11 protein-coding genes are annotated in these 12,097 nt (G+C 67.4%); 3 read left to right on the top strand and 8 right to left on the bottom strand.

Annotation, left to right across the window (positions count from 1 at the left end):
* Positions 1-25 precede the first annotated feature (25 nt).
* From ACNPNP_RS06180 to ACNPNP_RS06150, 7 genes are all read right to left on the bottom strand, one after another.
* Positions 26-574, bottom strand: a complete 549-nt coding sequence (locus ACNPNP_RS06180; RefSeq protein ID WP_448965168.1) for a hypothetical protein — start codon at positions 572-574, stop codon at positions 26-28.
* Between the two features lie 109 nt (positions 575-683).
* Complete coding sequence (locus tag ACNPNP_RS06175; RefSeq protein ID WP_448965167.1) at positions 684-1,493, bottom strand: HpcH/HpaI aldolase family protein; 810 nt, start codon at positions 1,491-1,493, stop codon at positions 684-686.
* Positions 1,478-2,263, bottom strand: coding sequence for a 2-keto-4-pentenoate hydratase (locus ACNPNP_RS06170; RefSeq protein WP_448965166.1), 786 nt, complete (start codon positions 2,261-2,263; stop codon positions 1,478-1,480). The genes ACNPNP_RS06175 and ACNPNP_RS06170 overlap by 16 nt, the downstream gene beginning before the upstream one ends.
* 8 nt (positions 2,264-2,271) lie before the next feature.
* Positions 2,272-3,438, bottom strand: coding sequence for a 3,4-dihydroxyphenylacetate 2,3-dioxygenase (gene hpaD / locus ACNPNP_RS06165; protein WP_448965165.1), 1,167 nt, complete (start codon positions 3,436-3,438; stop codon positions 2,272-2,274).
* A 10-nt stretch (positions 3,439-3,448) separates the two neighbouring features.
* A complete protein-coding gene (gene hpaE, locus ACNPNP_RS06160) occupies positions 3,449-4,945 on the bottom strand; it encodes a 5-carboxymethyl-2-hydroxymuconate semialdehyde dehydrogenase (protein WP_448965164.1) in 1,497 nt (498 codons plus the stop codon).
* 13 nt (positions 4,946-4,958) lie between these two features.
* On the bottom strand, positions 4,959-5,636 hold the full coding sequence (locus tag ACNPNP_RS06155; protein WP_448965163.1) for a GntR family transcriptional regulator: 678 nt from the start codon (positions 5,634-5,636) through the stop codon (positions 4,959-4,961).
* Positions 5,633-7,129 carry a fumarylacetoacetate hydrolase family protein gene (locus ACNPNP_RS06150; RefSeq protein ID WP_448965162.1) on the bottom strand — a complete coding sequence of 499 codons (1,497 nt, stop codon included), beginning with the start codon at positions 7,127-7,129 and terminating at the stop codon, positions 5,633-5,635. Before ACNPNP_RS06150 ends, ACNPNP_RS06155 begins: the two co-directional genes overlap by 4 nt.
* Positions 7,130-7,227: 98 nt before the next feature.
* Between ACNPNP_RS06150 and ACNPNP_RS06145 the strand changes: the two genes are divergently transcribed.
* On the top strand, positions 7,228-8,601 hold the full coding sequence (locus ACNPNP_RS06145; RefSeq protein ID WP_206476833.1) for an MFS transporter: 1,374 nt from the start codon (positions 7,228-7,230) through the stop codon (positions 8,599-8,601).
* A gap of 64 nt (positions 8,602-8,665) precedes the next feature.
* Complete coding sequence (locus tag ACNPNP_RS06140; protein WP_448965161.1) at positions 8,666-10,534, top strand: FAD-dependent monooxygenase; 1,869 nt, start codon at positions 8,666-8,668, stop codon at positions 10,532-10,534.
* Between the two features lie 16 nt (positions 10,535-10,550).
* Here ACNPNP_RS06140 and ACNPNP_RS06135 read toward each other — a convergent pair whose 3' ends face one another.
* Positions 10,551-11,384 (bottom strand): SDR family NAD(P)-dependent oxidoreductase, encoded by an 834-nt coding sequence (locus ACNPNP_RS06135; RefSeq protein WP_448965160.1) that lies wholly within the window; start codon positions 11,382-11,384, stop codon positions 10,551-10,553.
* An 84-nt stretch (positions 11,385-11,468) separates the two neighbouring features.
* Here ACNPNP_RS06135 and ACNPNP_RS06130 point away from each other — a divergent pair, with 84 nt between their 5' ends.
* A complete protein-coding gene (locus ACNPNP_RS06130) occupies positions 11,469-12,074 on the top strand; it encodes an acyl-CoA-like ligand-binding transcription factor (protein ID WP_448965159.1) in 606 nt (201 codons plus the stop codon).
* Positions 12,075-12,097: the final 23 nt, after the last annotated feature.

The following is a 12,097-nucleotide window of genomic DNA, read 5'->3' as shown; positions in this document are numbered from 1 at the left end:
GACGGGCTCCTTCATCGGGACGGGGTCAGTCGAGCAGTCCGCTGACGAGGCTGTCGACGTCAGCGCCGATGTCGTCCAGCGACAGGCCGGTGTCGGTGTCCGCATCGACAGGAGCATCCACGCTCGTGTCGTTCCCGGAGGCGACCGGTGCTTCGACCGGTGCCTCGACGGGTACCTGGACAGGCGCTTCGATCGGAGCCGACACATCGTTGCCTGATCCGACAGGTGCGGAGACCTCGTTGCCGGAGACCTCGTTGCCCGAGGCGACAGGGGTGTCGTTGCCGGACAGGATCGCGCCGTTTCCGATGTCGCTCACCAGCGGGCCTTCGACGACAGGGCCGTCGAGAGAGACGTCACCGGTGGAGGTGTCGTTTCCGCTGGCGAGGATGAGGTCGCGGACGACATCCTGGATCGAGTCGAGAGAACCGGTGACGTCGGTCGAGGTCGCCTGTGTGTCGTCGCCGGAGTCGGCGCCGTCAGATGCCGTGGCCGGAAGAGCGAATCCGGCGATCGCGAGAGCCGCGACTCCGGTTCCGGCGGTGGCGAGCAGTCCGAGTCGATTCGTGTTTCGCATGAGATGTTCAGTTCCGTGACGTGAGACGTTTTCGTCGCACGAGGGTTGTCCGGAGCCCTCGTCGGATCGGATGGGGACGGATCCCGTCGGCGCGTCAGGGGGATCGGCGTCAGTAGCTCTGCCGCGCGGAGACACCCTCCTCGGGGATCCAGTCGGCTGCGAGCTTCTCCGTCGCGCGCGCGAGGATGGAGACGTCGGCCGCGACGAGCGCGAAGGACGCTCCGGCATCGAGGTAGCGGCGGGCCGTTGCCGGGTCGAACGCATTGACTCCGACGGGCGTGCCCGCCTCGCGCACCGTGGCGATCGTCCGCTCCACGGCAGCGACGACATCGGGATGCCCCTGCTGACCGAGCAGTCCCATGGATGCCGCGAGATCGCTCGGCCCGATGAAGACCGCGTCGACCCCTTCGACCTCCGCGATGGCGCGTGCGTTCTGCACGGCGGCATCCGTCTCGATCTGCACCGCGAGAGAGGTGATCTCGTGCGCTCGCAGGAGGTAGTCCTCGATGCGGTTGAACTGCGCCGCGCGCGCGAGCGCGCTCCCGACTCCGCGGATGCCTCGCGGCGGGTAGCGAGTGGCGGAGACGGCCGCGGCGGCCTCCGCGGCGGTGTTCACCATCGGCACGAGCAGGTTCTGCGCCCCGAGGTCGAGGAACTGCTTGATCAACGTGGGGTCCGCTGATGGCACCCGCACCACCGGCGTGATCGGATACGGGGCGACGGCCTGCAGCAGCGACAGCGTCGACTCCAACCCGATCGGGCTGTGCTCCCCGTCGATCAGCGTCCAGTCCAGACCCGAGCCCGCGACTATCTCGGCGGCGATCGGGCTTCCCGAGCAGATCCACGCGCCGACGAGGGGCCGTTCGGCCGCCGCGAGCCGGTCGCGCAACGACGGTGCTGGCTCTAGATGAAGCGGCATTCGATGATTCCCATCTCTCCGTAGTCGCAGCGCACCTCGTCGCCCTTCTCGACCCACATGGGCCTCGTGAACGATCCGGCGAGGATGATCTCCCCGGCCTCGAGGCGTGCACCGTGCTGGTGGAACTTGTTCGCGAGCCATGCCACCCCGGTGGCAGGATGACCGAGCACACCGGCGGCGACGCCGGTCTCCTCGATCTGACCGTTGCGGGAGAGCACACCCGGCCCCCAGCGCAGATCGATCTCGTCCGGCCTCCTGTGCACGTCGCCGAGGACCATCGCGCCGTATGCGGCGTTGTCGCTGATCGTGTCGACGATCGTGCGACTCTCCAACTCGATGTGCGAGTTGAGCACCTCCAGCGCTGGCACGGCGTAATCGATCGCGGCGAGGGCGTCGTCGAGCGTGCAGTCGGGGCCCTCCAGCGGCGTCCTGAGCACGAACGCGAGTTCGACCTCGATGCGCACGTTCGAGAACTCGTCGAAGCCGATGTCGGATCCGGACGGGTAGACGGTGTCGTCGAACATGACGCCGTAATCGGGCTCGGTGATCCCGGTCGCCTGCTGCATCGCCTTCGAGGTCAGCCCGATCTTCCGGCCGACCAGGCGGCGTCCGGAGGCGAGGTTCTTGTCGCGCCACACGCCCTGGATCGCGTACGAGTCCTCGATCGTGGCATCCGGGAAGCGTGCCGTGATCCGCGGGATCACGCCATGCGTGCGCTCGGCCTCCGCCAGCTCCTCGGCGATCTGCGCGATCTCCTTGGTGGACAGCATGCGCACTCCTAGAGCTGGTGGCCGAGCTTGTACTCGCCCTGCTTGTACTCCGGCATCGATTCTTCGCCCTCGTCCTTGCGAGTGTACGAGAACCCGTCGGCGCCGATGGTGACCGCCATCTCGCTGTCGTCCGTGCGCGCGTGCACGGGCTGCGGGTTGCCGTCGAGATCGAGCACGAGCGAGGCCTCGGTGTACCAGGACGGGACGACGGGGTTGCCCCACCAATCGCGGCGCTGGTTGTCGTGCACGTCCCACGTGACGACCGGGTTGTCGGGATCGCCGGTGTAGTAGTCCTGGGTGTAGACCTCGACGCGGTGCCCGTCCGGGTCGCGCAGGTACAGGTAGAACGCGTTCGAGACGCCGTGGCGACCGGGGCCGCGCTCGATGGCATCCGAGCGGCGCAGCGCGCCGAGCTTGTCGCAGATCGCGAGGATGTTGTGCTTCTCGTGCGTCGCGAAGCACACGTGGTGCATGCGCGGTCCGTCGCCGCCGGTCATCGCGGTGTCGTGCACGGTGGGCTTGCGGCGCATCCATGCCGCGTACACCGTGCCCTCCTCGTCCTGGATGTCCTCGGTGACCCGGAAGCCGAGGTCCTGCATGTACTTCACCGCGCGCGGCACGTCAGGGGTCACCTGGTTGAAGTGATCCAGCCGCACCAGCTCGCCGGGCGTGTGCAGGTCGTAGCGCCACGACATCCGTTCGACGTGGTCGGCCTGGAAGAAGAACTCGTACGGGAAGCCGAGCGGGTCGACCACCCGCACCGAGTCTCCGATCCCCTTGACGAAACCGCCCGTCTCACGGCGCACGTCGCAGCCGAGCTCGGTGTAGAAGGCGACGGCGCGGTCGAGATCCTCGGCGTCGCGCACGCGGTACGAGAACGCGCGCACGGCGGCGACCGGACCCTTGCGCAGCACGAGGTTGTGGTGGATGAACTCCTCGGTGGAGCGCAGGTAGATCGCCTCGTCGTCCTCTTCCGTGACGTACAGCCCGAGGATGTCGACGTAGAACTGACGGGATGCCGCGAGGTCGGTGACCACGAGCTCCATGTACGCGCAGCGGAGGATGTCAGGTGGTGTCGCCTGGGGAGTCGCGGCCGGGGTGTCGGTCTCGATCGGTGCCTCCTGGCTCACGTAGTAGCCGGAGGAGGTGAGGGTCATGTCTTCGCGATTGGTCATGTCAGCGTCCTCACTGCTTTCCGAAGACGGGGTTGTGGACCTCGCCGAGGTTGATGTGCACTGCCTGCTGGTCGGTGTAGAAGTCGATCGAGCGGTAGCCGCCCTCATGGCCGAGGCCGGAGGCCTTCACTCCGCCGAACGGTGTGCGCAGATCCCGCACGTTGTTGCTGTTCAGCCACACCATGCCCGCCTCGAGATCGCCGGCGAAGTTGTGGGCGCGCTTGAGGTCGTTCGTCCAGATGTACGCGGCGAGACCGTACTTCGTGTTGTTCGCCAGCGCGAGGGCTTCGGCGTCGTTCGAGAACGGGGTGATGGCGACGACGGGGCCGAAGATCTCCTCCTGGAAGATCCGCGCGTCGGGGTAGACGTCCGCGAACACGGTGGGGGCGACGTAGTTGCCGGTCTCGAAGCCCTCCGGCCGACCGCCGCCGGCGACGAGGCGCCCCTCGGTCTTGCCGATCTCCACGTAGCTCATGACCTTCTCGTAGTGCTCGGGATGCACGAGGGCGCCGACCTCGGTGGTGGGGTCGTTCGGCAGACCGACCTTGACCCGCTTCGCCTGCGCGGCGTACTTCTCCACGAACTCGTCGTAGATCGACTGCTCGACGAGGATGCGGCTGCCGGCGGTGCAGCGCTCGCCGTTGAGGGAGAAGACACCGAAGATCGTGGCGTTGACCGCGGCGTCCAGGTCGGCGTCGGCGAAGACGACCGCGGGCGACTTGCCGCCGAGCTCCATCGAGAGGCCCTTGAGGTACGGGGCGGCATTCGCGAAGATCAGCTGGCCGGTCGAGCTCTCGCCGGTGAACGAGATGAGCGGCACGTCGGGGTGCTTGACGAGCGCATCGCCGGCATCCTCGCCGAGGCCGTTCACGAGGTTGAAGACGCCCTTCGGCAAGCCCGCCTCCTCGAAGATCCCCGCCCACAGCGATGCCGACAGCGGGGTGAACTCCGCCGGCTTCAGCACCACCGTGTTGCCGGTCGCGAGGGCCGGGCCGAGCTTCCATGACTCGAGCATGAAGGGCGTGTTCCACGGCGTGATGAGTCCGGCGACGCCGATCGGCTTGCGGTTGACGTAGTTGATCTGGCGGCCGGGCACCTTGAAGGTGTCGTCGGCCTGCGCGACGATCAGGTCGGCGAAGAAGCGGAAGTTCTCCGCGGCGCGGCGTGCCTGACCCAGCGCCTGGGTGATCGGCAGGCCGGAGTCGAACGACTCGAGCTCGGCGAGGCGCTGGTCGCGCGACTCGACGATGTCGGCGATGCGGTGCAGCACGCGCGAACGCTCGCGCGGCAGCATCTTCGGCCACGGACCGTCGTCGAACGCGCGCTTGGCGGCCGCGACAGCGAGATCGATGTCGGCCTTCTTGCCCGCGGATGCCGTGGTGTAGTTCTCGTTCGTCACCGGGTCGAGCACGTCGAACGTGTCGCCGTCGACGGAGTCGGTGAACGCGCCGTCGATGTAGTGCTGGATGTGATCGGGAAGATCAGCGGGGATGCGTGGATCAGTCATGGTTCCTCCGGTGTCAGTGGACGTGCATGCCGACGGCTTCGTCGGGGTGTTCTTTCGTGAGGTACGCGGCCAGGGTCGCGGAGTGGTGGTCGCGCGCCGCGCGCTCGATCTCGATGACCGGGGCGCCGTTCTCGATCAGCGCGACGATGTGCTCGTGCTCGCGCACCGAGTCGTGCGCGCGGCCGGGAACGAAGCTGAACGTCGAGTCGCGCAGCCGGTTCAGTCGTGCCATCTCGACGGTCACGAGCTCCTGCAATCGAGGATTGGGGCACGGGGCGATCAGCGCAGCATGGAACTGCTGGTTGAGTCTGGTGAAGGCCGGAGGATCGAAGTGGTCGAGCGTCTGGATCATCTCGGCGTTGATCGCACGAGCCAGGCGCAGGTCGTCGGCGCTCAGGTGTCGCGCCGACATCGCCGTCGCGCTGCCCTCGAGGATGCTGAGTGCCTCCATGCTGTGCCGGTACTGGGAGTCGTCGACCATGGCGACCCTGGCTCCGACGTTGTGCTCGAAGTGGACGAGCCCTTCGGCCTCGAGCTGGCGGATCGCCTCCCGCACCGGCACGACGCTCATGTCGAGCTCACCGGCGATGGTGCCGAGCACGAGCCGGTAGCCGGGGGTGTAGGTCTGGCTCGCGATGCGCTCCTTGATCCACTGATACGCCTGCTGCGATTTGCTGAGCATCTTCGTCATGCGCGGTCGCCTTCCGTCGTCGACGCCGCGTACTTCGCGCGCCACTCGGCGTTCATCGGGAACAGGCCGTCGACCGGATGCCCTGCCTCCACCTGCGCGGCGATCCAGGCGTCCTCGTCCTCCTGCGCGAGCGCCGCGTCGACGACCTCTTCGACCAGAGCCGGCGGGATCACGATGACGCCGTCGCCGTCGCCGACGATGATGTCACCGGGCTGAACGGCGGCACCACCGCATCCGATCGTGACGTCCAGCTCCCACGGCACGTGCTTGCGGCCGAGCACGGAAGGATGCGCACCCTTCGAGAACACGGGCAGTCCGATGCGGGCGACCTCGTCGAAGTCGCGCACACCGCCGTCGGTGACGACGCCGGCCGCTCCTCGCGTCCTCGCACGCAGCGCGAGGATGTCGCCGAGGGTGCCCGTCGTGGCATCGCCTCTGGCCTCGATCACGATGACCTCGCCTTCGCCGACCGCGTCGAACAGCCGTTTCTGCGCGTTATAGCCCCCGCCGTGGGTCGTGAACAGGTCTTCGCGGGCCGGGATGAAGCGCAGCGTGCGCGCAGTGCCGACGATCTTCGCGCCGGCGATGTTGGCGGCGACGCCGTCGATGAAGCAGGAGTGATGGCCGCGCTTGCGCAGCTGGGACGACAGCCCGGCCGTCGGCGCCTTCTCGAGCTTGGCGCGCAGCTCGGGGGACAGGGCGGTCGTCGATTCCTCAGCGGCGAGGCCAGCGGCCTCGGCGGATCCCCAGGCCTCGGTGCGCTGCGTGTCGTCGACGGCCGGCATCGATCCGAGCGTCTCGTCGAAGGGTACGTCGCCCTGCGTGACGGTGGTCACCAGGCGTCCGGATGATGGAGCGCCCGGCGCGTTCGGGGCGTCGACCTCGCCCTCCACGACGTCGCCCGGAACGATCACCGACGAGCCCGCCGGTGTGCCGGTGAGGATCACGTCGCCGGTCTCGAGCGTGAAGTGTTGCGAGAGATCGGCGACGAACTGCGCGAGCGGGAAGATGAGGCCGGAGGAGTCGTCGTCCTGGCGCAACTCGCCGTTGACCCAGGTGCGCACCCGGATGTCCGCGGGGTCGACCGATCGCGCGTCGATCAGGTTAGGACCGAGCGGCGTGTACCCGTCGCCGCCCTTGGAGCGGACGTTCGAACCTTTGTCGTTCGACCGCAGGTCGTACAGCCCGAGATCGTTGGCGGCGGTGACGGAGGCCACGTGCGACCAGGCGTCGGCGATGCCGACGTGGCGAGCGGGGGAGCCGATCACGAGGGCGATCTCGCCCTCGAAGGCGAGGAGTTCTGTTCCCGCAGGGCGTTCGACGGTGCCGCCGGATGCTGCGACCGAGCTCGCGACCTTGAAGAAGTAGGAGGGGTGCGATGGGCGACGGCCGCGCTGGTCGGCACGGGAGGCGTAGCTGAGGTGGATCGCGATGATCTTGCCGGGGCGGGCGATCGGGTCCGTCACGTGGGCGCCTCCTTGCGTCTGAAGCATCGCTCTTGTGCGATGTATTTGAAATCGTATATCATCCTGACATCGGGTGGCAAGGATCAGATCCGCACCCGGACAACGACGTCACACAAGGAGCTTCAATGACTGATCAGCCCGGCTTCACGCCGACCGGCACCATCGCCAGCGCCGCGGACCGGCGTCGCGTGGTGTTCGCCACAGTGGTGGGAACCACTGTCGAGTGGTACGACTTCTTCATCTACGCGACAGCCGTCGGACTCGTCTTCGGCCAGCTGTTCTTCTCGGCGCTCGGCACGAACACCGTCATCCTCGGATTCGCGACCGTCGGAATCAGCTTCCTGTTCCGTCCGCTCGGTGCCTTCCTCGCCGGCCACTTCGGCGACAAGCTCGGCCGCAAGCGCGTGCTGATGTGGACGCTGATCCTGATGGGTGCGGCCACCGCTCTCATCGGCGTGCTGCCGACCGCCGAGGTCATCGGCGTCGGCGCCCCGATCCTTCTCGTGCTGCTGCGCATCCTGCAGGGCATCTCGGCCGGCGGCGAATGGGGCGGCGCCGTGCTCATGGCCGTCGAGCACGCACCCAAGAAGAGGCGCGGCATCTTCGGTGCCTCGCCGCAGATCGGCGTGCCGCTCGGCCTGCTGCTGGCCTCCGGCGTCATGGCGATCATGACCGCGATCGCACCCGGGGATCAGTTCCTCGCCTGGGGCTGGCGCATCCCGTTCCTGCTCAGCGTGGTGCTGATCCTGATCGGCTACTACGTGCGCCGCAACGTCGAGGAGAGCCCGGTGTTCGCCGAGCTCGCCGCACGCAAGGAGAAGGCGAAGATGCCGATCGTGCAGCTCTTCCGCAAGCACGCGCTGCTGGTCGTCATCGCCGCTCTGGTGTTCGCGGGCAACAACGCGATCGGATACATGACCACCGGCGGGTACATCCAGGGTTACGCGACGGATCCCGAGGGACCCATCGGCCTCGACCGCGGCCCCGTGCTCTGGGCCGTGACCGGTTCCGCTGTGACCTGGTTGATCACGACGCTGCTGGCGGGGTGGATCTCCGACCGGATCGGCCGCCGCAACACGTACATCGCCGGGTGGATCATGCAGCTCGTCGGCGTCTTCCTGCTGTTCCCGCTCGTGAACACCGCGAACATCGGGCTGCTGTTCCTCGGCCTCGCGATCCTCACCATCGGACTCGGATTCACCTACGGGCCCCAGGCCGCGCTGTACACCGAGCTGTTCCCGGCATCCATCCGGTTCTCCGGCGTCTCGATCTCCTACGCGATCGGCGCGATCGCGGGTGGCGCGTTCGCCCCGACCATCGCCGCCGCGATCGTCGACGCGACGGGATCGACAGAGATGGTGACGTGGTACCTGGCCGGCATGACCGTGATCGGCCTGATCGCGACGCTCCTGCTCCGCGACCGCAGCGGCATCCCGCTGGGTCCGGATCACGAGGAAGAGCAGTCGGTCAGTCCGATCCGCGGACTCGCCAGGGCCTGACACATCCCCGTGGGGCGGAGCGATCCGCATCCGCCCCGCGGTTCACGCAGAAGAAGGAGTACCGATGCAGTTCCATCACCACGGCTACGTCTCGCAGGATCCGCGGATCGTCGCGGCGGCGGGCACCGGAGTCGATCGTCCAGCCGACCTGCCGGACGAGATGGACGTGCTCATCGTCGGATCCGGCCCCGCAGGCATGCTCCTCGCGGCGCAGATGTCGCAGTTCCCCGATGTCACGACCCGGATCATCGAGCAGCGAGGCGGTCGTCTCGTCCTCGGGCAGGCCGACGGCATCCAGCCTCGCAGCGTCGAGACGTTCCAGGCGTTCGGGTTCGCCGAGCGCATCACCGCCGAGGCGTACAACATCGCGTACATGAACTTCTGGGGCCCGGACCCGGAGAACCCCGGCAACATCGTCCGCACGACGCGCACCGAGGACTACGGGCTCAAGATCAGCGAGTTCCCGCACCTGATCGTGAACCAGGCCAGGGTGCTGGACTACTTCGCCGAAGCCGCCGCCGACGGGCCAGGGCGCGTCACCCCCGACTACGGGATCGCGTTCGTCGGCCTCACCGTGCACGGCGACGGCGAGTACCCGGTCGAGGTGCGGGTGCGTCACACCGCAGGGCCGCGTGCGGGGGAGGAGCGGACCATCCGCGCGAAGTACGTCGTCGGCAGCGACGGCGCGCGCAGCGGCGTGCGCGAGGCGATCGGCCGTACGCACGTCGGTGCGTTCGCGGCTCACGCGTGGGGTGTCATGGACGTGCTCGTCAACACCGACTTCCCCGACTGGCGCACCAAGTGCGCGATCAACGCCGAGGCGGGGAACATCCTGCACATCCCGCGCGAGGGCGGCTATCTCAGCCGCGTCTACGTCGACCTCGGCGAGGTCGCCGCCGACGACAACCACCAGGTGCGGAGCACCCCGATCGAGGCGATCATCGCGAAAGCCAACGAGATCCTTCATCCGTACTCCCTGGACGTGAAGGAGGTCGCGTGGTCGAGCGTGTACGAGGTGGGCCACCGCGTCACCGACGGCTTCGACGACGCCCTCGACGAGGAGCGTGCACCGCGCGTCTTCCTCACCGGCGACGCCTGTCACACGCACAGTGCGAAGGCGGGGCAGGGCATGAACGTCTCGATGCAGGACGGATTCAACCTGGGCTGGAAGCTGGGCGCCGTGCTCACAGGGCGAAGCCCTGAGTCGCTGCTGTCGACCTACTCCGCCGAACGCCAACCCGTCGCGCAGCAGCTGATCGACTTCGACCGCGAATGGTCTTCGCTCATGGCGCGCAAGCCGGGGGAGATCTCCGACCCGCAGGAGCTGGCCAACTACTACCTGGCGACTGCCGAGTTCCCATCCGGCTTCATGACGCAGTACACCCCGTCGGAGATCACGTCGACGGATGAGCACCAGGCGCTCGCCGCCGGTTTCCCCGTCGGCAGACGCTTCAAGTCCGCCGAGGTCGTTCGCGTGTGCGACGGCAACGTCGTGCATCTCGGACACCACGCCAAGGCAGACGGGCGCTGGCGCGTGTACGCGTTCGCGGACACGTCTGGTGCGCGACTCGGCGAGTGGGCGTCGGCCGTCGCGCCGATCATCGCCAGGTACACGCCATCGGATGCCGATGTGGATGCCGTGATCGATGTGAAGGCGATCCATCAGCAGTCGTTCGAGGACATCGACATCATGTCGACACCCTCGCTGTTCCTGCCGAAGACCGGCCCACTCGGCCTGATCGACTGGGAGAAGGTGTACACCGCCGCTCCCAACGCCTGGTCGAAGACCGACATCTTCGCGGAACGCGAACTCTCGCGCGACGGCGTGGTCGTGGTCGTGCGGCCCGATCAGTACGTGGCCGCGGTGCTCCCGCTGGACGCCGTGTCCGAGCTCGACGCGTTCCTGCAGGGGGTCTTCCTGCCGGCGGCCTGATCACGTGGCTCGCGACTCAGCGGAGGAGTTCTTCCGAGCGCTCCCAGAGTCGGCCCGCGAGGTCGGCGTCGTCGGCCAGAGGGTTGAGGCCTTTCCCCGCGATCTTCTTCGCGTAGAACTCGCCAGACGACCAGTCGACCCCTGGTTCTCCTTCGGCGAGCCATACCAGCTGCTGCGCACCCTTGTCCGGCGTTGTGAGGAGCACGGATCGGGAGATCGGGTTGGTCGTGATGAAGCGCATCAGGGGGCTGGTGGTCTCGGAGCCGAAGCTCGTGGCGATGTTTCCTGGATAGAACACCGCCGCAGAGATGCCGCGCGAGTGATATCGGCGGTGGAGTTCTTTGGTGAACAGCACGTTCTCCAGTTTCGCGGCGTTGTAGGCGCGCACCGCGCCGTAGCCGTTGTCCAGATCGAGGTCGTCGATGTCGAGCTCCCTGACCATGCCGCCGTGCAGCGTGCTGGTCTGGATCACGGACGCGGCGGACGCGACGAGCTTGTCCATCAGCAGCGATGTGAGCAGGAACGGCGCGAGGTGATTGATCTGAAAGGTCTTCTCGAACCCGTCGACCGTCTTGGCCCGATCGCCGAACACCCCGCCGGCGTTGTTGGCGAGCACATCGATCTGCGGGTACGCGGCGTCCAGTTCCGCGGCGAGACGCCGGACATCATCCAGGCGGGCGTAGTCCGCCGTGAAGTGATCGGCGCCGATCTCCGCAGCCACCGCAGCGGTCTTCTGCGGCGACCTCCCCACCACCGCCACGGTGTGCCCGGCCTTCGCCAGGCGCCGCACAGCCGCCGCGCCGATCCCATCACTCGCCCCTGTCACCACGATGACCTTCTCATCGACCACAGTCCATCCGCCTTTCTCGATTTTTGGGACATGCTCCCGAAGATGAGACACCGTATCACTTTCAGACTGAGGTACCATGAATGGATGACGACGACGCGAGACCAGCGCTCGGGCGGATCACGCGCCGTGGCCCGACAAGCAGTGAAGGAGCACGTCTCGACCACGGCACGCGGGCTCGTGCTCGAACACGGTTACGAGACGATCACCGTCGAGGCCATCTGTAAGGCCGCCGAGATCTCCCGGAGCACGTTCTTCCGCTACTTCACGTCGAAGGAGGACGCCGTCCTGACCGACGTGGAGGAGGCATCCGGGCTCCTGCGCGACGCACTGAGCGCACGTCCGGACGAGGAACCTGTTTGGACGGCTCTGCGACATGCTCTCGAGTCGCTGCTCGACCGGTATGAAGCCGATCAGGAGCCCGCTCGTGAGCTGGCCGCACTGATCGCTGCGACCCCTGGACTCGCCGCCTTTCAGCATGAGAAGCACGCTCGATGGTCGGCTGCGCTGCACCCGGAGGTCTCCCGACGGATCGGAGCTGAACCCGCGGACAGCACCGACCCGCGTGCCGCTGCCGTCATCGCCGCCGCCCTGGGCTGCTTCGACGCGGCGGTCAAGACATGGTCGAGCACGGAGCCGACGCCACCGATCGCCTCGCTCCTGCACAGAGCGATGGACGCCACGCGACTCTGAGACCGCGTCGGGATGACATGTGT

The organism is Microbacterium xerophyticum, from assembly GCF_053543555.1.
Note: the sequence above shows the minus strand (reverse complement) of the source record. Positions and strands in the feature narration are given on the sequence as shown.

What these genes read in the sequence shown, in the direction of transcription:
- ACNPNP_RS06180 (WP_448965168.1), bottom strand. Translation starts at nt 574, where the DNA reads ATGCGAAACACGAATCGACTCGGACTGCTCGCCACCGCCGGAACCGGA.
- ACNPNP_RS06175 (WP_448965167.1), bottom strand. Translation starts at nt 1,493, where the DNA reads ATGCCGCTTCATCTAGAGCCAGCACCGTCGTTGCGCGACCGGCTCGCG.
- ACNPNP_RS06170 (WP_448965166.1), bottom strand. Translation starts at nt 2,263, where the DNA reads ATGCTGTCCACCAAGGAGATCGCGCAGATCGCCGAGGAGCTGGCGGAG.
- hpaD (WP_448965165.1), bottom strand. Translation starts at nt 3,438, where the DNA reads ATGACCAATCGCGAAGACATGACCCTCACCTCCTCCGGCTACTACGTG.
- hpaE (WP_448965164.1), bottom strand. Translation starts at nt 4,945, where the DNA reads ATGACTGATCCACGCATCCCCGCTGATCTTCCCGATCACATCCAGCAC.
- ACNPNP_RS06155 (WP_448965163.1), bottom strand. Translation starts at nt 5,636, where the DNA reads ATGACGAAGATGCTCAGCAAATCGCAGCAGGCGTATCAGTGGATCAAG.
- ACNPNP_RS06150 (WP_448965162.1), bottom strand. Translation starts at nt 7,129, where the DNA reads ATGCTTCAGACGCAAGGAGGCGCCCACGTGACGGACCCGATCGCCCGC.
- ACNPNP_RS06145 (WP_206476833.1), top strand. Translation starts at nt 7,228, where the DNA reads ATGACTGATCAGCCCGGCTTCACGCCGACCGGCACCATCGCCAGCGCC.
- ACNPNP_RS06140 (WP_448965161.1), top strand. Translation starts at nt 8,666, where the DNA reads ATGCAGTTCCATCACCACGGCTACGTCTCGCAGGATCCGCGGATCGTC.
- ACNPNP_RS06130 (WP_448965159.1), top strand. Translation starts at nt 11,469, where the DNA reads ATGACGACGACGCGAGACCAGCGCTCGGGCGGATCACGCGCCGTGGCC.